Origin of the sequence: Methylocella silvestris, assembly GCF_002891535.1 — a bacterium.
In the GTDB taxonomy this organism is placed as follows: Bacteria; Pseudomonadota; Alphaproteobacteria; order Rhizobiales; family Beijerinckiaceae; genus Methylocapsa; species Methylocapsa silvestris_A.
In genome coordinates, this window is sequence record NZ_PDZR01000022.1 from 35103 (window position 1) to 57001 (window position 21899).

Consider the following 21899-nt stretch of genomic DNA (forward strand, 5'->3'; position numbering starts at 1 on the left):
AGGCGGGGTGGTCATCGATTCGCGGCATGGCGATGCGGACGTAGAGCGGTCCGCCTGGGTCGCGATTGCCGACGGCCTGGACGCGATATCGACGGGGATCGCCATATGGGGAAGCGATCGACGTCTGCTCTATGCCAACCAGTCGTTCCGGCGATCGTTCGGAGCGAACGGCTCCGAAATTGCTGCCGGATTGACATTTTCTGACTATCTTCGTCATGCCGCCCGGTCCGGCGAATGGCTGTTGCCTGGTCCGGGCAATCAATGGATCGAAAGCCAGGAGGCGCTTTTCGGCATTGACGAGCGCAGCGAGGTCACCCTCGCAGACGGTCGCACGCTGGACGTCGCGCAAAAGCCCGTCGCGGGCGGCGGCATGGCCCTTACCATCCGCGACGTCTCCAGCACGAAACAAAGCGAGCGCGCTCTGCGTCACGCCAAGGAAAAGGCCGAGGAGATGGATCAGGCAAAGTCGCGATTCCTGCGCGCAGCCAGCCATGATCTGCGTCAGCCGCTCGCGACTTTGCGAATTCTGGTCTACAATTGCATGAGGGAGGAGGATAAGGACCGACGCGACGCTACGCTACATGTCATGGAAACGGCGGTCTCGATTATGGAAGATCTGCTTGGGTCGTTGCTACAGATCGGTCAACTAGACGCCGGGCGGATCATCCCGCGTGTGACGACTTTCCAGCTCGGAGAGCTTTTCAGGCGGCTCGACGTCCAGTTTCGGCACCTCGCCGACGAAAAGGCTCTCGTGATGCGCTTTGTGGCGCCGCGCGGCGCGGTGACTTCCGACAAGGCGCTGCTTGAGCGCATCCTCAGCAATCTTGTAGCAAATGCAATTCGCTACACGGAGTTTGGCGGAATACTCATCGGTTGCAGGCGCGTCGGACGCGCGCTGCGCATTGAAGTCTGGGACACAGGCGCCGGCATAGAGGCGGAATATCTGCCGCGTATCTTCGACGAGTTCTACAAGGCGCCGAATGCGACGCGGACGCAAAAGACCAGCCTGGGTCTCGGATTGAACATTGTCAAACGCCTCGCCTCGCTCCTTGAACATGAGGTGACGGTTCGTTCCTCGCCAAACAATGGGACCGTTTTTACAATCGCGGTCCCGATCGGGAATCTCTGGCACAGTGCGATCGGCGAGCCGGAGATCAGCGAAATGCTGGGCGGCGAATTTGTCGGCATGGTGATGCTCGTCATAGAGGACGACGATGTTTTACGTCGCGCCATGAAAGAACTGCTCGAGCGCTGGGGCATCATCGTGCTCGCTGTCGACTCGCAGGAGCAAGCGTTGCAGGTGCTGGACCTGGAAAAAGCCGTACCCCGGCTGATCATCGCCGACTATAATCTGCGCGGAAGGTTCGGGACTGAGGTGGTCCGCGCGCTGCACGATGCCTTAGGCAGGGATGCGCCAAGCATCATCGTCACCGCGGACGCCGATCCGTGCGTGATCGAGCGGATAAAACTTGAGGGTTTCCCGGTGTTGATCAAACCGGTCAGCCCGCCGCGACTTCGTGTTCTCATGCACAAGCTTATTTTCGAGCCGGGCTGATCTCGTTTCAAGATCAAGGGGGCGGCGGTCGAGGTTCATCCAAGGCGCATCAAGGGAACAACAAGGCAATGTCGTCCATCCACGCCAAGGGCCCCCCCATTCCAATTGGAAGCATGGTGCCCCTCTCCGGGCCGTCCGCCGCCGACGGCGCGGAGTTCCGCAAAGGCGTGGTGCTCGCGACTGAGGAAGTCAATGCGCGGGGCGGCGTCCAGGGCCGTCCGCTTCATCCGATTTTTGTCGACACCAGACATCAGAGCGCGGAGGAGGTTGTTGCAGCGGCGTGCAAGCTGATCGAGGTCGACAAGGTCCATGCGATCATCAACGGCTACAACATAGGCGCACAGAACTCCGAATATGAACCGATTGCGAATGCCGGCATTATTTATATCCATCACAATACGCTGTTGCAGCATCACGACACGGTTCTTAGCGATCCCGAACGCTATTTCGGCTGTTTCATGGCTGATCCAGCGGATTACTGGTACGGTCAGGGCTTCATCAAATTCATTTCGTGGCTGCGGGACACGGCGCAATGGAAGGCTCCATCCAACCGCATTGCAATTGTCTCCGGATCGAAGCCTTATAGTATCGTGATCGCCAATGCGATGGCGGCAGCGGCTGCGCAATTCGGCTGGAACGTCGCTTTCGGCCCGCATGTTGTCGCGACCCCGACAACAAACTGGCGCGCGGTTTTGAAGATGGTGCGCGCCGTCGAGCCCGCCGTCATCGCCAATACCCACTTCTATTCTGGCGATCTTGCTCATTTTCAGCTGCAATTCATGGAAAATCCGACCAATAGCATTGTCTATCTGCAATATGGCGCGATGCATCAATCGTTCATCGACATCGCCCAAGCCAAGGCGGCGGGCGTGATCGTCAGCACGGTAGTCGGTCTCCTGCGCGATGACATGGGCCAGCGTTTTGCTCGCCGTTATATTCAGAGATTCGGGGAGGGCTCAACACCGCAGGTAGGCTGCCAATCCTACATTGCGGTGCATCACTACGCGATCGCAACAGCGATCGCCGGCGGCTCAGGCGGACCAGGAGAATTCGAACAGAATCACGCAGTCGCCCGCGCTCTCCGCGAGACAATCTACAGGAGCGTTGCGGGCACGATTCGCTATCATCCGAAGTGGCAGGCCGCCATGCCCTATCCAGATTATGTTCTCGATCCGTCATTGGGCTTACCGCATCTGTTCTACCAAATCCAGGACTGGAAAAACGGTCCCCTGGCGCTTATTGCACCCGAACCCTACAACACGGAGCATTTCGTTCTGCCTCCCTGGATTCAGACAAGCTCCTGACCTTCCCTTCGGCGTAAGCCGCGTTTTCAGGCCAAATCGACGATCTCCCGCCCTGGCGCCTAGGCGCAGGGCAGGAGATCGTCGGAGTCGACAAGCAGGGAAAAACGGTCGATTTCCTTCTCCGCGCAAAGCGGGATGTCGCGGCGGCCAAAGCGTTTTTCCGTCGGGCGTTCACGAGCCAGGGTCTACTGCCGCGCGCCATCACGCTTGGCGGTTACCAAGCCTCGCATCGGGCGGCGGGGGAGTTTCTCGGCGAACATAGACGCGGCGAGCGGACCAAAGTCAGATCCTCGAGGTACTTCAACAATTTAATAGAGCAGGACCATCGTTCGATCAAACTTCGATTGGGTCCGATGCTTGGGTTGAAGCGCTTTCAAAGCGCCTCAATCACCATCGCCGGTATTGAACTCATACATCGGATCAAGAAAGGTCAGTTCAACTTTGGCGATCTTCGCAACAAAGACAACACGGCGCCCGCGGTCTGGAATTCAGTTCTCACCGCCTGAGCCCAGGTCGCAGAGCCTCATCGAGGCGCTTCCGAAACTTTGCACTGGAACCGCTGGGCGCGTTTTCCAAAAAATCGTTCTCCAGCCTTAACTCGCCGATCTTGGCGTAAGGGATTTCAAATCGACGGCTGGCGCGGCGGATTCGGAGCGAACCTCTGATCGGAATACGCCAGCCGCCCCTTCCCGTAGTTGAGAGGATTGATTTCAAATTGTCCGCGGGGCATGCGAAAAGGGAGGCTGCGGCGCATGAGCAGCCTCTTTTCCATAGATGGGCGGGTCAATGCTCAAAAATGCGTATTGTCGGAATCATGCAGCCCCTCGATGATTGCTTGGCTTCGGTCCGTCCCGCCGGGAGGGCTTGGTTTGGACCTCGACCATATTGCGGACGTGGGCGGATGAACTTTGTCGAGCCCGGGCGCCGCGCCATCCATTCCCCGGCGCCGCTGCAGCGCTCGGAGGGAGGCGCGAGTCTTTCGGCGCGTTGGATTTCGGGGAGCACGCGTCTCCACGCGCTGCGTCAAACCTCGCCATGCCGGATTTTTTTCCCGCGCCGGAAAGATCCGGCTGCCCTCGAGGCGATCCTCGTCAATTCCAGCGGCGGTCTTGTTGAAGGCGACCGCATCTCGATTTCGGTCGAGGTCGGCTGCGGCGCCAAGGTGATCATGCGGACGCAGGCGGCCGAAAAAATCTACCGCTCCCTGACGCGCGAAACAGTGGTCGCGACCGATCTTGTCATCGGGCGCGGCGGCTTTCTGGACTGGCGCCCGCAGGAGACGATTCTCTTCGACGGCGCGCGGCTCTCGCGCAGCCAGAGTTTCGTCGTCGAGGCGGATTCGCGCTTTCTTTCCGCAGAGGTCGTGATTTTCGGCCGTATCGCCCGCGGCGAAACCTTTGCCCACGGCGAATTGCGCGACGCCGTCACCGTGCGCTGCGGCGGGCGGCTTCTCTTCGCCGATCGTTTGCGCCTTGGCGGCGAGATCGCTGCGCTACGCCACGCGCGCTTCGGCCTCGGCGGCTCGGCCGGGATCGCCAGCGTCCTCTATTTCGGTCCCCGGGCGGCCCGGCTTTTGCCTTTCGCGCGCGCGCGGGCGGAGCAGCGCTGCGGCGGCGCGACCCTCGTCAACGGAATTCTCCTTGCACGTTTCCTGCATCCGGACGAAACGCGGCTGCGCGGCGCCGCGGCCGAATTCCTCGATGAACTGAGCCTCGAAATCGCAACAACGGATAGCCGGGACGCCGCATGAATCTCAGTCCGCGCGAAAAAGACAAGCTTCTCGTCGCCATGGCCGCCGTGGTCGCGCGGCGTCGCCTCGAACGCGGCGTCAAGCTCAACTATCCGGAGGCGGTCGCCCTGATCACCGATTTCGTCGTCGAAGGCGCCCGCGACGGCCATAGCGTCGCCGATCTGATGGAGCGCGGCGGCGCCGTGATCCGGCGCGAGCAAGTGATGGAGGGCGTCGCCGAGATGATCGACGAAATCCAGGTCGAGGCGACCTTTACCGACGGAACCAAGCTCGTCACCGTTCACGAGCCGATCCGATGATCCCCGGCGAGATCATTGTCGCAGAGGGCGACATCATCTTCAATGCGGATTGTGACGCCATCACGCTTAACGTCGCAAATCTTGGCGACCGTCCGATCCAGGTTGGATCGCATTATCATTTTGCTGAAACCAATGCGGCTTTGTCCTTCGATCGCGCCGCAGCCCTTGGCCGGCGGCTCGACATTGCGGCGGGAACAGCAGTGCGTTTTGAGCCCGGCCAGACGCGTGAGGTGGCATTGATCCCATTTGCCGGCGCGCGCGAGGTTTTCGGATTTTCTGGCGCCGTCATGGGCAAGCTCGACAAGGACTGAGTCATGCCTGTCACGATGAGCCGCCGCGCTTATGCCGGCATGTTCGGCCCGACGACCGGCGATAAGATCAGGCTCGCCGACACCGAACTCCTGATCGAGGTCGAGCGTGATCTAACGATTTATGGCGAGGAAGTGAAATTCGGCGGCGGCAAGGTCATCCGCGACGGCATGGGCCAAAGCCAGCGCTCGCGCGCCGAGGGCGCGGTCGACACCTTGATCACAAATGTCGTCATTCTCGATCATAGCGGCGTGGTGAAAGCCGATGTCGGTCTGAAGGACGGACGCATCGCGGCGATCGGCAAGGGCGGCAATCCGGATATCCAGCCGGGCGTCACCATCATCATCGGGCCGGGCACCGAGATCATTGCCGGCGAGGGCAAGATCCTGACCGCCGGCGGCGTCGACACGCATATTCATTTCATCGCGCCGCAACAGATCGAGGAGGCGCTGTGCAGCGGCGTCACCACTATGCTTGGCGGCGGCTCTGGCCCCGCGGAGGGAACCAAGGCGACCACCTGCACCTCGGGGCCCTGGCATATGATGCGCATGATGCAGGCGGCCGAAGGCCTGCCGATGAACATTGGTTTCTTCGGCAAGGGCAACGCCTCAAAGCCCGCGGCGCTGATCGAAATGGTCGAGGCCGGCGCCTGCGGGCTGAAGCTGCACGAGGATTGGGGGACGACGCCGGCGGCGATCGATTGTTGTCTCTCGGTCTGCGACGCCCTCGACGTGCAGGCGACGCTGCACTCCGACACGCTGAACGAAAGCGGCTTCGTCGAGACGACGATCGCCGCCTTCAAGGGCCGGACGATCCACGCCTTCCACACCGAAGGCGCCGGCGGGGGCCATGCCCCGGATATCATCAAGGTGGTCGGCGAACAGAATGTGCTGCCCTCCTCGACCAATCCGACGCGGCCTTTTACGCGCAACACGCTTGACGAACATCTCGACATGCTGATGGTCTGTCATCATCTTGATCCGCACATCGCCGAGGACATTGCTTTCGCCGAGAGCCGCATCCGCAAGGAGACCATCGCGGCAGAAGATATCCTCCATGATCTTGGCGCGCTGTCGATGTTTTCGAGCGACAGTCAGGCGATGGGACGCGTCGGCGAAGTCGTCATCCGCTGCTGGCAGACCGCCGACAAGATGAAGCGACAGCGCGGCGCGCTGCCGGAGGACATATCCGGCAACGACAATTTTCGCGCCAGACGCTACATCGCGAAATATACCATCAACCCGGCGATCGCGCATGGCATCTCTCATGTGGTCGGCTCCGTCGAGCCGGGCAAGCTCGCCGATCTTGTCTTGTGGTCGCCGGCCTTCTTTGGCGTCAAACCCGACCTTGTGCTGAAGGGCGGTTCGATCGCTTACGCCTTGATGGGCGACGCCAACGCCAGCATTCCGACGCCGCAGCCGGTGCATTACCGGCCGATGTTTGCGAGCTTCGGCAGGAGCCTCATTGAGTCGAGTCTCATTTTTGTCAGCGCGGTTTCGATCGAGCGCGGCGTCGGCGCGCGCTATGGTCTTTCGCGACCGCTCGAGGCGGTGCGCAACACGCGCGCGATCTCGAAAAAAAGCATGATCCTCAATGATTCGACGCCTGTGATGGAGGTCGATCCGGAGACTTATGAGGTGCGCGCTGACGGCGAGCTTCTGACCTGCGAACCCGCCGATGTGCTGCCGATGGCGCAGCGCTATTTCCTGTTCTGACATGAAAACGCCGCGCGCCACAGCCGTGCTTGCGAAGGGCGCCTATCTGGCGGCCGAGGAGATCGGCACGGTCACACTGTCTTTCGACGACCGCTACCGTCGACGCATCCTTCTTGCCATAGATGGCGGGCGCGGCGAGTTTCTGCTCGATCTGCCGCAGGCCGTCCGCCTCGCCGAAGGAGATGGCCTGAGGCTTGAGTCGGGCGGCGTCGTCTGCGTCATGGCGGCGCAAGAACCGATGCTGGAGGTGCGCGCAGGCGCCTCGAGCCTGGCGCAGCTCGCCTACCACATCGGCAATCGTCACCTGCCCGCGCAGATTATGGGCGAGATGATCCTGATCCGACAGGATCAGGTGATTGAGGACATGCTGAACGGCCTCGGCGCCGACTGCCGGAAGACCCTGCGCCCGTTTTCGCCGGAGCAGGGCGCATATGGCCGCGTTCCGAGGCACGGTCACGCGCACGGACGTGACGATCATCATAGTCATGATGACGGCCATGCGCATGCCCATGACGGATGAGGGCGAGTGGCTGCCGCTCCTTTTGACCTGGTTGTCGCCGTCCTATCCCGTCGGCGCTTACAGCTATAGCCACGGGCTTGAATGGGCGGTCGAACAGGGCGAGGTTTTATCGCGCGACGATCTTGCCGAATATGTCGGCGCCGTTCTCGAGATCGGCGGCGGATGGTCCGACCTTGTGCTCGCCGCGGCGGCCTGGCGCGCCGTGGTCGCCGAGCGTCGCGACGAACTTGCCGCCGCCGCCGAGCTTGCTCTTGCTCTGCGTCCAACCAGCGAATTCGCCCTTGAATCGCTCCAGCAGGGTATGGCCTTCGCTGCAACCACCTCGGCCGCCTGGCCGGACGACGCTTATGCGGCATTCCGGGGCGATCACCCGGAGGGCTTAGCCTATGCGATCGCGGTTGGCGCTGCCTGCGCCACGCGTGCGCCCCTGCGCGCAATGCTCGTGGCGCTGGCGCATAGCATCGCCGCGAATCTCGTCTCGGCCGGCGTGAGGCTGATTCCACTCGGCCAGACCGATGGGCAGCGGGCCCTCGCCGCGCTGCATCCAAAAATTGCGGTCATCGTCGCGCGCGCAATGTCCTCGACGATTGAGGAAGCAGGTTCGAGTACGGTCGCCATCGACCTTTTCTCCATGCGTCATGAAACGCAATACACAAGGCTTTTCCGATCATGAGCGAGACGAACGGTCCATTCCGCATCGGCATCGGCGGCCCCGTCGGATCCGGCAAGACAGCGCTGACCGACCGGCTGTGCAAGGCTATGCGCGAGCGCTGGAATATCGCTGCGATTACTAATGACATCTACACCAAGGAGGACGCCGAATTTCTCACTCGCTCGGCGGCGCTGGCCCCCGAACGGATTATGGGCGTCGAGACGGGCGGCTGTCCGCACACGGCGATCCGCGAGGACGCCTCGATCAATCTCGCCGCGATCGACGCGATGAACGCGCGCTTTCCCGGCCTCGACCTCGTCTTCATCGAAAGCGGCGGCGACAATCTTGCGGCGACTTTCAGCCCGGAACTCGCCGACCTCACCATTTATGTCATCGATGTTTCGGCTGGCGACAAGATCCCGCGCAAGGGCGGCCCGGGGATAACCCGCAGCGATCTGCTCGTCATCAACAAGATCGATCTTGCCCCTCTCGTCGAAGCTTCGCTCGAAGTGATGGACCGCGACTCGCGCAAAATGCGCGGGGAGAAACCCTTCCTTTTCACCAATCTGAAGACGAATCAGGGCGTAGCCGAGATCGTCGCCTTCATCGAAAGGCAGGGCGGCCTTTCAGGCGTCTGACTGCCGCCGATGCGGGATCGAAGATACGTCGAATGCCCCATACCGGACCAGCCGGGATCCACCTAGTGTTGTGTCGCTCGAGCCTTGGTCCGTGTTCCTTCGTCCTGGCCTCGGGCTTGGGTCGAGGCTTTGGCCTTTGTCGCACAAACTATGAGGATCTTGATGAAGCCGACGCAGCGGCCTGCCGCACAATTGTCTATCGCCCTGCTCGCCGCGACCGTGCTGAGCTCAGCTGCCTTCGCCGAAACGGTCAAGGTCGGCGTGCTCCAATCCCTCAGCGGCACAATGGCTATCAGCGAAGTCACCGTGAAGAACGCCGAGATGATGGCGATCGATGAAATCAACGCGGCCGGCGGCGTGCTCGGCAAGCAGATCGAGCCGATCGTCGAGGACGGCGCCTCCGATCCCGCGATCTTCGCCCAGAAAGCGACCAAGCTCGTGCAGGACAATGGCGTCGTCACCGTGTTCGGCGGCTGGACCTCGGCGAGCCGCAAGGCGATGCTGCCCGTGTTCCAGAAGCTGAAGAGCCTGCTTTGGTATCCGGTGCAGTTCGAGGGCAACGAATGCTCGCCGGCCATCATGTATTCCGGCGCGCAGCCGAACCAGCAGATCGTGCCGGCCTATGACTGGGGCAAGACGAAAGGCTATAAATCCTTCTTCCTCGTCGGCTCCGACTACGTCTTTCCACGCACCGCCAACCTCATCTTGAAAAAACATATCGCGCTCGACAAGCTGACGATGGCGGGCGAGGAATATGTCCCGCTCGGCGGCTCCGATTTCAGCGCGGTCATCGCCAAGATCCAGGCGGCCAAGCCCGACGTCATCTACAGCACCTTGAACGGCGATTCCAACGTCTCCTTCTTCAAACAGATGTCGGCCGCCGGCATCAAGCTGCCGGTGATGTCTTTCTCGATCGGCGAGCAGGAAGCGCAGGCGATGGGCGCCTCGCTCGTCGAGGGGAGCTACGCGGGCTGGAATTATTTCCAGAGCATCGACACCCCGGCGAATAAGAAGTTCGTCGCCGATTATCAAAAGAAATTCGGCGCCGGGGCCGCGGTGACCGACCCGATGGTGCATGGTTATGTCGACGTCTACGCCTGGAAGGCGGCCGTCGAGAAGGCCGGCAGCTTTGATGTCGACAAGGTGCGCAAGGCGGCTGTCGGCCTCGAACTGGCGACGCCGATGGGACCGGTGAAATTCGCGCCGAACCAGAGCCTTTATCAAAAAGCCTATGTCGGCGAGCTCGACTCCAAGGGCCAGTTCAAGATCCTCTGGGAGTCGAAGGACGTGATTCCGCCGGACCCCTATGATCCGGTCGCCTTCCCCGGCAAGAAGTGCGAGCTCTGACAGAGCGCCTCGCGCCGCGCGAGACCCGCGCGGCGCTCTCGTTTGAAGGCGGGTCCCATGGGAACTTACACGCTTTTCGTCGGCCAGATCTTCAACGGCTTCAGCGTCGCGTCGCTCTTTGTGCTGGCGGCGCTCGGCCTTGCCCTCAGCTTCGGCCTGATGCGCGTCATCAATATGGCCCATGGCGAAATGCTGATGCTTGGCGGCTATCTTGCCTATCTGACGCTGCTCGTCGTTCCCGGCCCGTTGGGCATTCTCGTGGCGATGCCGGTTGCTTTTGTCGGCGCGGCGCTGGTTGGCGCGGTGATCGAATCGACCGTTATCCGCCGCCTCTCCTCTCGTCCGCTCGACACGCTGCTCGCGACTTGGGGCGTCAGCCTCATTCTGCAACAGGCGGCGCGCAATATCTTCGGGGCGATTGGCGTCGGCGTCACCGCGCCTGAATGGCTGAACCATTCCTTCCGCGTCGAGACCGGGCTGCTCGCCGGGCTCAATCTTCCAGCAACGCGCATCTTCATTCTCGCCGTCGCGATTGTCGTGCTCGCGGGGCTCGGCCTCCTGATGGCGAAGACGCGCATCGGCCTGCTCGTGCGCGCCGTCAACCAGGATCGCTTCATGGCGGGGGCTTCGGGCATTAATGTGCGCCAGGTCGATCTCGCTGTGTTCTGTCTTGGCGCTGGCATCGCGGGCCTGGCCGGAGTCGTGCTGGCTCTGCTCGGACCGGTGACGCCGAATGTTGGTCAGACTTACATCATCCCGGCCTTCCTCGTCGTCATCCTCGGCGGTCTCGGCAGCCTCGTCGGCACCACCATCGCCTCGGTCATGGTCGGTCTGTTCTCGGCCCTCGTCCAGATCTTCGTCGACGTCAGCATGTCGCAGGTGCTCCTCCTTCTGTTCGTCATCGCCTTTATCCAGTTCCGGCCGCAGGGCGTTATCGCCGTCCGCTCGCGGGCGCTGGACTGAAGCTGCGCGCAAAGGGAGACAACCGATCATGTACGCTCGAATCCTGCGCTTCAGATGGACCATCGCGATCGTTGTGGTCATTATCGCCGCGCTCGCCCCCTGGCTCGTTTCCGCCTACACGCTGACGCTGCTCGGACGCTTTCTCGCAATGTCCATTCTGGCCATCGGCCTCGTGCTGCTGTGGGGCGAAGCGGGCATTTTGAGCCTCGGCCAGGGCGTCTTTTTCGGCCTTGGCGGCTATGTCATCGCCATGAATCTGAAGCAAGCGACGCTCGGCGAGGGCGAGATCCCTGATTTCATGACCTGGAGCGGTCTCGACGCGCTGCCGTGGTGGTGGACGATCTTCAGCCACCCTTTGCTGGCGATGCTTGGCGTCATTCTCGTCCCGGCCGCGGTCGGCGCGGTGTTTTCATGGCTCGTGTTTCGCCGGCGCGTCGGCGGCGTCTATTTCGCGCTGATCACCCAAGCCCTGGCGCTCTGCTTCGCGACGCTGCTCGTCAGCCAGCAGCAGTACACTGGCGGCTTCAATGGGCTCACCGATTTCAAGACCCTGTTTGGCTTCGATCTCGGCGCCATCGGGACGATCTACACGCTCTACTGGGTCACGGTGGCGTTTGTCGTCGCGGCCTTCGCGATCACCTATTGGCTGCTCGCGACGCGCTATGGCAAATTGCTGCGCGCGACGCGTGACGGCGAGAACCGTGTGCGCTTCCTCGGCTATGATCCGGCGCCCTATAAGGTCATCGCCTTCAGCATCGCGGCGGCGTTCGCGGGCATCGCCGGCGCGCTGTTTACGCTGCATGCTGGCGTCGTTTCGCCGGCCCTCGTCGGCGTCGTGCCCTCGATTGAAATGGTGATCTGGGTCGCCATCGGCGGCCGCAAGAGTCTGTGGGGGGCTATCGCCGGCACGCTGATCGTCAATTTCGCGCGCGACCAGATCAGCTCGGCGCTCCCGAGCCTATGGCTCTATGCGCTCGGCCTCGCTTTCGTTCTCGTCGTCACCTTCCTGCCGGATGGGCTCGCCGGCCTTGGAACAAATCTTGTGTCTCGCCTGACGAAGCGGTCAGACGACGCGCCAGCGGGCGCCGCGCCGATCGTGCGAGCGGAAGGATAATTCATGGCGCAAGCGCTCCACGAACAACTGACAGAGCCCAATCTTCTGCTTGCCGTTGACGGCGTCACCGTTGATTTCGACGGCTTCAAGGCTCTTAACGGCTTCAGCCTGACGATCGACAAGGGATCGCTGCGCGTCGTCATCGGCCCTAACGGCGCCGGTAAATCGACCCTCTGCGACACCATCATCGGCCGTGTGCGGGCGACCAGCGGGCGCGTCGTCTTCAAAGGCGAGGAGATCACCTACCTGCCGGAATTCGAGATCGTGCGGCGCGGCGTATGCCGCAAATTTCAAACGCCGGGCGTGCTGCCGACGCTGACCGTTCTCGACAATCTGATGATTGCCGGACAAAAAGACCGCAGTTGGCGTCGCTCCTTCGGCCTGCGTCAGGCGCCCGAGGAAAAGGAAAAGATCGAAAAAATTCTTGAGACCGTCGGCCTGACAGATCGAAGCCATATTCTGGCGGGGGAACTCGCCCATGGCGAAAAGCAATGGCTCGAAATCGGCATGGTGGTCGCCACCGACGCCGAGCTTCTGCTGCTCGACGAGCCGACGGCAGGCATGGGGCCGAAGGAAACCAGCAAGACGGCGGACCTCATCCGCGGCCTTGGCGGCCAGCATGCGGTGCTGGTGATCGACCATGACATGAGCTTTATCGAGCAACTGAACGGGAGGGTGACTGTGATGCACCAGGGCCAGTTCCTCAAGGAAGGCAGCGTCGCCGAGATCCGCAAGGATCCGGATGTCGCCGCCGTCTATCTTGGGAGGGCGGCAGATTGAGCGCCCTTCTCAAACTCGACAAGGTCTCGGTCGCCTATGGCCAGAGCCAGGTGCTTTGGGACATCGATCTTGAAATCGAAGAGGGCGGCGCCATCGCTCTCATCGGCCGCAACGGCGTCGGCAAAACGACGCTCCTGAAGACCATCATCGGCGCGATGCGCCTCAAGAGCGGCTCCATCTGGTTCAAGGGCAAGGACGTCTCAAGCTTCCAATCATTCGAACGGTCGCGGGCGGGGATCGGCTTCGTGCCGCAGGGCCGCCATGTCTTTCCGCATCTGACGGTCGAGGAAAATCTCGAGACGGGACTCTCGGCGCTGGCGGGACGCGGCCAGGCGGTCGGCGGCATCCCTGAGCATATCTACGAACTGTTTCCCAAGCTGAAACAGATCAAGGCGCGCAAGGCCGGCGTTCTCAGCGGCGGCGAGCAGCAGCAGCTCGCAATGGGCCGCGCGCTCTGCGGCCAGCCGAGCCTTCTCTTGCTCGACGAGCCGACAGAGGGCATTCAGCCGAATGTGGTGCAGCAGATCGAGGACGCGCTGCGGCGGGTGCGAACCGAGCTTAAGGTGACGATCGTCATCGTCGAGCAATATCTTGATTTTGCCTGGTCCTTCGCCGACAGCTACACCGTGATGCAGCGCGGCCGCTTGATCCGGCAAGGCAGCACGCGCGCCGAAAGCGCGGCGGACGTCGCCCATCTCGTCAATATCTGACAGGCGTCATTGCATCTAAAGCCGCGCGGCAAGAGTCTGTACGGCCATGACCGCAGCGGCGGCCCTGTTCTCGACGCCGAGCTTTCGGAAAATCTGTTCGAGATGCTTGTTCACGGTTCGCGGGCTGATGCTCAAAATGGCGCTGATGTCGCGGTTGGACTTTCCCGCCGCGAGCCACACCAGCACTTCGGCTTCGCGCGAGGTGAGCGTCATCGCCTCCTTAAGGCGCTGCGCGCCATCGCCAGCCTCGCTATCGGCTTCTTTCAGCCGGTAGAGGAATTCGTCGGGCCCGGTGCGGCTCAAGAACTGGCACTCGATGCGGCGCGAGCCGAATTGCAGCACCGCGCATTTTGACCCAAGGCCGATGTCTTGACGCAACAGGCTGAGGCGGCGCAAATTGCCGGCGTCGATCCAGCCGGCTTCGCCGATCTCGGCAGATAAAAGCCGCTCGGCCTGCGGCGTGCTCCACAACAATTCGCCGCTTTCGTTCAGCGCCATCAGGCAGCGGCCGGTGGCGTCGAGCGCGCTTCTCGCCCCATAAGCGATGCGAGCGTTGGCGAGATGAACCTTGATGCGCGCGACCAGCTCGCCGATGACGATCGGTTTCGTCACATAATCGACGCCGCCTGCGGCAAGTCCCTCGATCACATGCTCGGACTCGGTGAGGCCGGTCATGAAGATGATCGGAACATGCGAGAAATGCGGTTCCTGCTTGATCCGCCGACACAGCTGAAATCCGTCCATGCTTGGCATGCGGGCGTCAAGCAGGATAAGATCCGGCGTGATTTCAGCCAGCGAATTAAGCGCGCTCTGCCCGTCGATGGCGGCAAAGACCGTGAGGCCCTCGCGCTCCAGCGCCTCGGTCAGAAAAGCGAGCGTTTCTGGCGTGTCGTCAATGGTAAGAATTTTGTCGCGACGCTTTAACGATTCACCCATCGCGCGGCTCCGTTCTCAGGACGTCCATATATTTGTTGAAGTCAAATCGTTTCACCAAAGCGCGCAGAACCGCGATGTAGCTCGCGGCGTCCGGCTCCTCCGTCTCCCATTCCGACAGCTTGGTCTCAATGCCGCGCACATAGCCGATACGCCCGAGCTGCAGCAATTCCTCGCGGCGCGGCGCGAGGCCTGCAGGCGGCGCGGGCGGGGCCGAGGGCGGCGCGCTGGATTTTTCCGCGTCGCATATCCATTCAAGGGCGAATTTCCTCTGCAGAAGATCGAGCAGCTGCTGCACCTCGAGCGGCTTGGTGAGAAAGGCGTCATGCGCGCCTTCGGCGCGTCGCGCGCTTCGCATGTCGTGAACGTCGGCTGAGATAATGACAATCATCATATCCGGAAAGGCGCGGCGTAGCGCCTCGGCCGCGTTCCAGCCGTCGAGCGCCGGCATGGAGATGTCGAGAATGGCGACATCGGGGCGGGCGCTTGCGGCAAGCTCGAGCGCCGCCGCGCCGTCCTTGGCGGCGCTAAGATTGAATCCGAAGGGGCGCAGAATTCGGGTCAAGAAATCAATATGTCCGCCGTCATCGTCGGCGATCAGGATTTTGAGGCGCGGTCCGGCATAGCCGCGGATCTGCGCCGCGCGTGGCGACCGCTCGTCCGGCTGGGCGACTTCGGAGAGAAGGATGCGCAGCAGGAATTTGCTGCCCGCGTCCGGCGCGCTTTGGACCGTGATCTCGGCGCCCATCACCTGCGTCAGCAGCCGCACGATGGTGAGGCCAAGGCCGGTGCCCGGCAGCGCGCGCGCCTGAGGCATGCGACCGCGCTCGAATGGCTCGAAGATGGTTTCAAGGTCGTCGGCGCGAATGCCAAGGCCTGTGTCGCTGACTTCGATCTCGGCGACCTGACCGCGGTAACGGATCTTGAGCGCTGCGTGACCCGAGGGCGTATATTTGATGGCGTTCGAGAGCAGATTGATCAGGATCTGCCGCAGCCGCTTCGGGTCGGTATTGACGACGGAAGGCAGAGTTTCCGGCCGCTCATAGATAAAAGTCAGCCCTTGCGCTTCCGCCTGGGGCCGGAACATCTCGACGATCTGATCGAGAAATTCGGGCAGGCGCACCTTTTCCCACGAGAGACGCGTGACGCCGGTCTCGATGCGTGAGATGTCGAGCAGACCATCGAGAAGGCTCGCGAGATGCTCGGCGTTGCGCCGGATGATGCGCACGCCGTCGGCGTTGCTTTCGATCGGCGCGCCCTCCATCAGTTGAGCGTAGCCAAAGATCGAGTTCAGCGGCGTGCGGATCTCATGGCTGAGCCCGACGATGTAGCGGCTCTTGGCGAGATTGGCGGCCTCGGCCGATTCCTTGGCCTTTTGCATGGCGTGCTGCGTCGCCTTATGCGCCTCGATTTCCTGCGTCAAGGTGAGGGCTTGGCGTTCGGCTTCCTTTTCTGCGGCGCGGCGGCTGTCATGCGCAAGGACGAGAAACCATGAAGCGAGGCCAAGCAGGATGATGAGCGCCCAAAATACAATCCAGAGCGTCGTGCCGACGATCGGCCGCGCTGTGGGGGCGAGCGAACCATAAGCAACATAGATCTGCGCGAGGAGATAAGCGACGACAAGGGCGAAGACGACGAGGACGCCCAAAAAACGGCCTAGCCGCGTTCTGAAGAACGCGGCAATGCGGCGGGGCAGGACGACATTGATCGCCGCGGAGATTTGATCTTCGAGCCGCTTGCCAGGCTTGCACATATCATGGCATCGCGCCTCGAGCGTGCAGCAGAGCGAACAGATCGGAGCGCCATACGCTGGGCAGAAGGCCATGTCGGCGCGTTCGAAATCATTCTCGCATATCGAGCAGAGGAAGGCTCCGCGATGGGCGGGCAGATCGGCGTCCGTGCGCGCGATGGCGTATCTCCCACGCGTCGCAACGGCGATCAGCGGAGCCGCGGCGAAAGCGACGACGAGGCCGATGATTGCGCTGACCGGCCGCAGCTCCTCGCCGAAGGCGCCGAGAAAGACCAGAGTCGAGATAAAGATCGACAACGCCATGGCGCCCACGCCGACGGGGTTGACGTCATAAAGATGGGCGCGCTTGAATTCGACATGGGGCGGGCTGAGCCCCAGCGGCTTGTTGACGACAAGATCAGCCGTCAACGCGCCGATCCATCCGACCGCGAAATTGGCGTAGATCCCCAAAATGCTGTGAATGGCGCGGAAGACGCCGAGCTCCATCAACAGGAGGGCGAGCAACACATTGAATACGAGCCAGACGACGCGGCCCGGATGGCTGTGCGTGATCCTTGCAAAGAAATTTGACCATGCGATCGAGCCGGCGTAGGCGTTGGTGACATTGATCTTCGTCTGGCATACGGCGACGAAGACGCCCATCGCAATTAGCGCCGCGGCTGGGGAGTGGAAGACCTCGACGAACACGAGGCGATAGAGTTCCGCCGGCTCGGCGGCGCGTTCCGCCGGCACGCCATGGGCGAGTGCGGCATAGGCGAGGAAGGAGCCCGCGAGGAGTTTGAACGCGCCGATGACGACCCAGCCCGGGCCGGCGCCAAGCATGGCGCTCCACCAGCGCAGGGCGCCGATTTCCTTGCGCGCCGGCAGGAAGCGGAGATAATCGACCTGCTCGCCGATCTGGGGCAGTAAAGAGAGCAACGTTGCAACGGCGCCGGCGAACAGCAAGGGGCTGATTGAGCCGTCCGGCGAGCCGCTTTCGCCGGAAAAAGCGCTCCACTCCTGTAGCTTGTCCGACTGACTGAGGGCGAAATAGAGCAGCGGAACGAATTGAAGAATGAGCCAGATCGGCTGCGTCGCCAGCTGCATGCGGCTGATGCGGCGTATGCCATAAGCGGCGATGGGGATGACGATCAGCGCGCTGATGAGATGGGCGATCGGCAAGGGAATGCGAAACGCCATGTTGAGGGCGAAGGACATGATGCTCGCCTCGATGGCGAACAGAATGAAGGTAAAAGAGGCATAGATCAGCGAGGTCAACGTCGAGCCGAGATAGCCAAAGCCCGCGCCGCGCGTCAGCAGGTCGATGTCGACGCCATAGCGGACGGCATAGTAGGCGATCGGCGCGCCGCAAAGAAACATCAATATGCCTGCGGCGACGATGGCGGCGACCGCGTTGGAAAACCCATAAGCGAGAGTGATCGACCCGCCGATCGCCTCGCAGGCGAGGAAGGACACGCCGCCGATCGCCGTGTTGGCGACGCCGAATGCGCTGCGCCGCGCGCGCGTCGCGGTGAAGCGCAGCGCGTAGTCCTCAAGGGTCTCATCGGCGACCCATTGATTGTAACGCCGCTTCTGCGCGCCAATGCTCTGCGTCGCGCTCCCCGGGATCAATTCATGGCCACCTTTCGTATTGTGTGGCGGCGTACGTCGCGAGCCTGGTCTGACGACTGACTCCGGCGCAGCGACGAGCCCTAGCTAAGTAAGCAATTTGGGGGCCAAAACGGCGCGCGTAGGCACATGAAGAGAAAACAATAAGGGCGCGACGCGGCGAGCTTGTCTTGTCGTTTGTTGTATAAATGTAACTCGTTATTGAAAAGAAGAGCCGAGGGAATATTCTTTACGGCTGTGGCGAAATATCTTCATACGCACTTCCACGTATTCTTGGAAATCTCAGGTTCATCTAGGCTCACAATCAAGAAGAGTTCCCTGCAAAGAAGTGGCTTCGCCCGATCCGCGCTTGGACGAATGGGAGTTTAGACAATGAAAGACCGTTCAGTATCGGGTAGGACGCGGGGCCCGAACGCATCCAAGGCAGGCGCTCTCGCGCTTTGCATCGCTCTCGGGTTCGGCGCCATAGATCTCAAGAAAGCGGAGGCGGGAGAAACCATCGATCTTGGCGACGGCAGATCGTTCACGATCGGCGCTGGCCTCAGGACGAGCGTCGGCTCGGTTTCGTCTTTTGCGCCTGGCGGCTACGGCAACGGAACCACGGCGCAATATAACCTCGACAGCTTCCGGATTTACACCGGCGCGACGCTGAATGAATATATCAAGGCAACATTCAATACAGAACGCTCCTATGGCAACGGGCCGATCGGAGTGCTCGACGCCTATGTGCAATTCGAGCCGATGAACGAAGTCAATGTCTGGGTCGGTCAGATGCTGCCGCCAAGCGATCGCGCCAATCTCGACGGCCCCTATTATCTGAGCGAGTGGTATTACCCCGGCGTCGTATCGCAATATCCCTCGCGCTTCTATGGGCGCGACCTCGGCGGCACGGTGTGGGGCAAGCTGTTCGACAAAAAGCTAGTCTATTCCGTTGGCATCTTCGCGGGCCACAATCTTGCAACCTACAATGGCGTGCCGGGGCCTGGCGTCGATCCCACGACCTTCGGCTTCTTTGGTCCGTCAAATCAGGCGCATAATCCGCTTTTCGCCGGTCGCGTCGTGTATAATTTCTGGGACCCGGAACCGGACCCCGCCTATTACGAAGCCAGCACCTACTACGGCAAGGTCGACGTCCTCTCGATTGGCGTCGCCGGCATGTTTCAGCAGGATGGGGTCGGCACCAGCTTCAACTCCGCAAATTATGGAGCCTGGAACGTCGACGGCCTGATGGAGAAGAAGCTCGGCGACTATGGCGTGATTACGCTGGAAGGCGCCTATTACAATTACAACACGGGCGGCATCGTGGACGTCCCGGCGAACTACAATAACGCCGGCCTCACCGCGAACATCGGCGGCGTAACGCAGGGCAACGGCTATCTCGCGAGCGCCGCCTACCTTATTCCCTATACGGTCGGCTATGGGATCGTGCAGGGACAGTTTCAGCCATACGCCCGCTACCAGCACTTCGACGCCACCGTTCTCGAGACATGGCAGTCGCAGATCGATTTCGGCGTCAACTATGTGATCAAGCCGCATGATCTGGTCGTCACGCTGGATTGCGCGCTGAATTCGGCGAGCAACACGCATAGCGGCACGCGGGTGACGCTCGGCCTGCAGGTGCAGCTCTAAGCGGCGCGTCAGGCCGAACCTCGGCGACGCACCGACCGGATTTCCGGGCGGGACGTCGTCTAGTCGCCTACGGAGCGGCAAGCGAGCTGAACCGGCAGGTTAAGCGCGCGGCGCACGTCGAATGCGGAGCTTCGGTCGGAGACGCCGCGAGAGCGGATCGCTCATCGCCTGCCGGCTCGCTTCAATGTGAAGATGTCGGCGAGAGGCGCGCCATCGGAGTCTCGCGTGATCTGGCTCCAATGGGCCAGCGTTCCCTCGCTTTGGCGGACGGAGGATAGCGTGACGACAATTCTGTCGCCCGGCTCGATATTGCCACGATAGACGATGTCGCGCGCCTGCGTTGTAAGGCCGCGTTCGGGCGTCAGCAGCTCCCATTCCAATCTGTCGACAAAGGACTGGAACGAGGTGAAGTAGAGCAAATCGGCGCCGTTGAAGTCCTGCGACGGGCAGGGGTTGATGAGCAGACGGCCGATCTCCCGCGCGTCCGAGCGGGAGAAGCCGAAATGCTGCTCGAACGCGCCGGCGCGAATGCGCGCGGCGGTCGCAGCCGCCTTGAACGATGGCTCCGCAGTCTCCGGCGGCGGAAAGCAATCGAGTGCGGTGCGCATGATCGAGCGATTGCGCCCAGCGACGCGGCGCTTCACGAAGACCGACACGAGTTCGACGACGCCCGCGGATCGTCCGCGTCGGCTGAGGCGATGCACGCTGGCGAATTGCGTGCCGGAGATCCGCGTGATCGCAGACTCGATGACGAGTTCGTCGTGCTCCGCGAAGGAGGCGAGCGAAGCTTCGCGGATCGATACGGCGGCGAAGGCGGCATAGACCCGCGCGCCGCTCTCGTCCCGGAAATCGGGGAGTTCGCGCCCCGCCATTTTGGCGAGCAGCATCCAGTGCCGGTGGCCAAGCTCTTTCAGGAGCCAGGTCTCGGACAGGCCGCCAAGGCTGAGATGGGGCATGCCGAGGCGAACCACGTCGCGCGATACGAACGCCTGCCGCGAAGGAAAGGCGAGGGACGAAACAGCCATGTTCACGAGAGACTCTCCGCAGTTTCGGCCGAGTCCGCCGCGCCAGCGAAATGTTCCTCGATACGGTCGGCAAGGAACGAGGCGTCACGCGCGACGCTGCTGAACCGTCCGGATCCCCAGGTGTGGAGCCAGGGCAGGCCAAGGAAATAGACCCCCGTCTTGCGCGTGACGCCGCGGCGATGTTGCGGATGGCCGCCGCCGTTGAAAACAGGCGCGTCGAGCCAGCGAAAATCCGGCTGGAAGCCGATGCACCAGATGATCGTTGTAACGCCGGCCTCTTCGAGGCTCAGCGACAGCGGGTCTTCCCGCGGCGCCCACGCCGGGACGTAGACGGACGGCGGCGGCGCTTCTATGCCGTTCTCGTCGATATATTTGTCGATCGAGGCGTTGATGCCGTTGTAGATTTTGTCGGCATCGTCCAGCGCCGTCGTCAGAGTCGGTTTGAAGGTCAGCGCGTCGCCGTCGATGTCGTCCAGCGCGCCATAAAGCTGCATGCCTTCCAGCGCGAACCGGCGCAGATCGATGTCGCGTCCGCCATCCCGCCCGGTGACATAATGGTTGGTGTTGTCGCGAACGCCTTCACGCAGCGGATGACGGTCGACGGGCATGTCATAGTAGCCCATATCGGCAAGCCAGGTCACGACGTCGCGGCCGCGATAGAAACGGGCGCAGCGCGGCGCGGCGCCGACGGCAAGATGAACCTTGCGGCCGGCCAGATGCAAATCCTCGGCAATTTGGGCGCCCGACTGGCCGGAACCGACCACGAGCACTGCGCCCTCCGGAAGCGAAGCCGCGTTGCGGTACTGTTCGGAATGAATTTGATGAATCTCCTTCGGCAGCCGCTCGGCCATACGCGGCACGATCGGCAAATGATAGCCGCCCGAAGCGACGACGATCTGTCCGGCGGTGTAGCTTCCTGCGCTGGTCTCGACAGAAAATCCGCCTTCTGGCCGAACGGCGACGCGGCGAACCGCAACGCCCTCGCGCAGCGGCGGATCAACCACTTTAAGGAATCCCTCAAGGTAGGCGATGATCTCGTCCTTCTTCATGAAGCCGTCTGGGTCCGATCCTTTGTAAGGATGGCCCGGCAACTGACATTGCCAGTTCGGCGTGACCAGGCAGAAATTGTCCCAGCGTTGCGAGCTCCAGACATGCATCGCTGTGTTCTTCTCGAAAACAAGATGCTCGACGCCGCGGCGCTTGAGCTCATAGCTGATCGAGAGGCCGGCTTGTCCGCCGCCAACGACAGCGACCGGAATATGGGGGATCGTGGCTGAATTTGTCATGGCGTTTGATCT

At 61.8% G+C, this 21899-nt stretch carries 19 protein-coding genes and 1 pseudogene; 16 read left to right on the plus strand and 4 right to left on the minus strand.

The window, feature by feature from the left end; all coding sequences use genetic code 11:
* Positions 1-7 precede the first annotated feature (7 nt).
* From CR492_RS16245 to urtE, 15 genes and pseudogenes are all read left to right on the plus strand, one after another.
* Complete coding sequence (locus tag CR492_RS16245; RefSeq protein ID WP_102844783.1) at positions 8-1555, plus strand: hybrid sensor histidine kinase/response regulator; 1548 nt, start codon at positions 8-10, stop codon at positions 1553-1555.
* Between the two features lie 68 nt (positions 1556-1623).
* Complete coding sequence (locus CR492_RS16250; protein ID WP_102844784.1) at positions 1624-2859, plus strand: ABC transporter substrate-binding protein; 1236 nt, start codon at positions 1624-1626, stop codon at positions 2857-2859.
* 86 nt (positions 2860-2945) lie between these two features.
* Positions 2946-3365 (plus strand): annotated as a pseudogene (locus CR492_RS16255) (DDE-type integrase/transposase/recombinase); the annotation flags it as partial.
* A gap of 395 nt (positions 3366-3760) precedes the next feature.
* Positions 3761-4609: an urease accessory protein UreD gene (locus CR492_RS16260; RefSeq protein WP_180982580.1), complete on the plus strand. Its 849-nt coding sequence runs from the start codon at positions 3761-3763 to the stop codon at positions 4607-4609.
* Positions 4606-4908, plus strand: a complete 303-nt coding sequence (locus tag CR492_RS16265) for an urease subunit gamma (protein ID WP_102844786.1) — start codon at positions 4606-4608, stop codon at positions 4906-4908. Before CR492_RS16260 ends, CR492_RS16265 begins: the two co-directional genes overlap by 4 nt.
* Positions 4905-5219 (plus strand): urease subunit beta, encoded by a 315-nt coding sequence (locus tag CR492_RS16270; RefSeq protein WP_102844787.1) that lies wholly within the window; start codon positions 4905-4907, stop codon positions 5217-5219. The genes CR492_RS16265 and CR492_RS16270 overlap by 4 nt, the downstream gene beginning before the upstream one ends.
* 3 nt (positions 5220-5222) lie before the next feature.
* Positions 5223-6932, plus strand: a complete 1710-nt coding sequence (ureC, locus tag CR492_RS16275) for an urease subunit alpha (protein ID WP_102844788.1) — start codon at positions 5223-5225, stop codon at positions 6930-6932.
* Position 6933: 1 nt separating this feature from the next.
* Positions 6934-7452, plus strand: a complete 519-nt coding sequence (locus CR492_RS16280; protein WP_102844789.1) for an urease accessory protein UreE — start codon at positions 6934-6936, stop codon at positions 7450-7452.
* Positions 7364-8125, plus strand: a complete 762-nt coding sequence (locus tag CR492_RS16285; RefSeq protein ID WP_245412128.1) for an urease accessory protein UreF — start codon at positions 7364-7366, stop codon at positions 8123-8125. Before CR492_RS16280 ends, CR492_RS16285 begins: the two co-directional genes overlap by 89 nt.
* On the plus strand, positions 8122-8742 hold the full coding sequence (gene ureG, locus CR492_RS16290; RefSeq protein ID WP_102844790.1) for an urease accessory protein UreG: 621 nt from the start codon (positions 8122-8124) through the stop codon (positions 8740-8742). Before CR492_RS16285 ends, ureG begins: the two co-directional genes overlap by 4 nt.
* A gap of 162 nt (positions 8743-8904) precedes the next feature.
* Complete coding sequence (gene urtA, locus CR492_RS16295; RefSeq protein WP_245412129.1) at positions 8905-10089, plus strand: urea ABC transporter substrate-binding protein; 1185 nt, start codon at positions 8905-8907, stop codon at positions 10087-10089.
* A gap of 57 nt (positions 10090-10146) precedes the next feature.
* Positions 10147-11052 (plus strand): urea ABC transporter permease subunit UrtB, encoded by a 906-nt coding sequence (urtB, locus tag CR492_RS16300; RefSeq protein WP_102844792.1) that lies wholly within the window; start codon positions 10147-10149, stop codon positions 11050-11052.
* Between the two features lie 28 nt (positions 11053-11080).
* Positions 11081-12166, plus strand: a complete 1086-nt coding sequence (urtC, locus tag CR492_RS16305) for an urea ABC transporter permease subunit UrtC (RefSeq protein WP_102844793.1) — start codon at positions 11081-11083, stop codon at positions 12164-12166.
* A gap of 3 nt (positions 12167-12169) precedes the next feature.
* On the plus strand, positions 12170-12946 hold the full coding sequence (gene urtD / locus CR492_RS16310) for an urea ABC transporter ATP-binding protein UrtD (RefSeq protein ID WP_102844794.1): 777 nt from the start codon (positions 12170-12172) through the stop codon (positions 12944-12946).
* A complete protein-coding gene (gene urtE / locus CR492_RS16315; RefSeq protein ID WP_102844795.1) occupies positions 12943-13656 on the plus strand; it encodes an urea ABC transporter ATP-binding subunit UrtE in 714 nt (237 codons plus the stop codon). The genes urtD and urtE overlap by 4 nt, the downstream gene beginning before the upstream one ends.
* Before the next feature lie 15 nt (positions 13657-13671).
* Here urtE and CR492_RS16320 read toward each other — a convergent pair whose 3' ends face one another.
* On the minus strand, positions 13672-14592 hold the full coding sequence (locus CR492_RS16320) for a response regulator (protein ID WP_102844796.1): 921 nt from the start codon (positions 14590-14592) through the stop codon (positions 13672-13674).
* A complete protein-coding gene (locus tag CR492_RS16325) occupies positions 14585-17950 on the minus strand; it encodes a hybrid sensor histidine kinase/response regulator (RefSeq protein WP_102844797.1) in 3366 nt (1121 codons plus the stop codon). Before CR492_RS16325 ends, CR492_RS16320 begins: the two co-directional genes overlap by 8 nt.
* A gap of 369 nt (positions 17951-18319) precedes the next feature.
* On the opposite strand from CR492_RS16325, the gene CR492_RS16330 reads away from it, so the two are divergent.
* Positions 18320-19576, plus strand: coding sequence for a hypothetical protein (locus tag CR492_RS16330; RefSeq protein ID WP_102844798.1), 1257 nt, complete (start codon positions 18320-18322; stop codon positions 19574-19576).
* Positions 19577-19737: 161 nt separating this feature from the next.
* On the opposite strand, the gene CR492_RS16335 is transcribed toward CR492_RS16330, so the two are convergent.
* Both CR492_RS16335 and CR492_RS16340 read right to left on the minus strand, forming a co-directional pair.
* The gene (locus CR492_RS16335; protein ID WP_102844799.1) at positions 19738-20601 is read right to left on the minus strand and encodes a Pnap_2097 family protein; all 864 of its coding nucleotides are present in this window, start codon (positions 20599-20601) and stop codon (positions 19738-19740) included.
* 2 nt (positions 20602-20603) lie between these two features.
* On the minus strand, positions 20604-21887 hold the full coding sequence (locus tag CR492_RS16340) for an MSMEG_0569 family flavin-dependent oxidoreductase (RefSeq protein WP_102844800.1): 1284 nt from the start codon (positions 21885-21887) through the stop codon (positions 20604-20606).
* Positions 21888-21899 lie beyond the last annotated feature (12 nt).

What these genes read in the sequence shown, in the direction of transcription:
- urtD (WP_102844794.1), top strand. Translation starts at nt 12,170, where the DNA reads ATGGCGCAAGCGCTCCACGAACAACTGACAGAGCCCAATCTTCTGCTT.
- urtC (WP_102844793.1), top strand. Translation starts at nt 11,081, where the DNA reads ATGTACGCTCGAATCCTGCGCTTCAGATGGACCATCGCGATCGTTGTG.
- urtA (WP_245412129.1), top strand. Translation starts at nt 8,905, where the DNA reads ATGAAGCCGACGCAGCGGCCTGCCGCACAATTGTCTATCGCCCTGCTC.
- urtB (WP_102844792.1), top strand. Translation starts at nt 10,147, where the DNA reads ATGGGAACTTACACGCTTTTCGTCGGCCAGATCTTCAACGGCTTCAGC.
- CR492_RS16265 (WP_102844786.1), top strand. Translation starts at nt 4,606, where the DNA reads ATGAATCTCAGTCCGCGCGAAAAAGACAAGCTTCTCGTCGCCATGGCC.
- CR492_RS16250 (WP_102844784.1), top strand. Translation starts at nt 1,624, where the DNA reads ATGTCGTCCATCCACGCCAAGGGCCCCCCCATTCCAATTGGAAGCATG.
- CR492_RS16280 (WP_102844789.1), top strand. Translation starts at nt 6,934, where the DNA reads ATGAAAACGCCGCGCGCCACAGCCGTGCTTGCGAAGGGCGCCTATCTG.
- CR492_RS16285 (WP_245412128.1), top strand. Translation starts at nt 7,364, where the DNA reads ATGGCCGCGTTCCGAGGCACGGTCACGCGCACGGACGTGACGATCATC.
- ureG (WP_102844790.1), top strand. Translation starts at nt 8,122, where the DNA reads ATGAGCGAGACGAACGGTCCATTCCGCATCGGCATCGGCGGCCCCGTC.
- CR492_RS16320 (WP_102844796.1), bottom strand. Translation starts at nt 14,592, where the DNA reads ATGGGTGAATCGTTAAAGCGTCGCGACAAAATTCTTACCATTGACGAC.
- CR492_RS16335 (WP_102844799.1), bottom strand. Translation starts at nt 20,601, where the DNA reads ATGGCTGTTTCGTCCCTCGCCTTTCCTTCGCGGCAGGCGTTCGTATCG.
- CR492_RS16270 (WP_102844787.1), top strand. Translation starts at nt 4,905, where the DNA reads ATGATCCCCGGCGAGATCATTGTCGCAGAGGGCGACATCATCTTCAAT.
- CR492_RS16330 (WP_102844798.1), top strand. Translation starts at nt 18,320, where the DNA reads ATGAAAGACCGTTCAGTATCGGGTAGGACGCGGGGCCCGAACGCATCC.
- CR492_RS16260 (WP_180982580.1), top strand. Translation starts at nt 3,761, where the DNA reads ATGAACTTTGTCGAGCCCGGGCGCCGCGCCATCCATTCCCCGGCGCCG.
- CR492_RS16340 (WP_102844800.1), bottom strand. Translation starts at nt 21,887, where the DNA reads ATGACAAATTCAGCCACGATCCCCCATATTCCGGTCGCTGTCGTTGGC.
- ureC (WP_102844788.1), top strand. Translation starts at nt 5,223, where the DNA reads ATGCCTGTCACGATGAGCCGCCGCGCTTATGCCGGCATGTTCGGCCCG.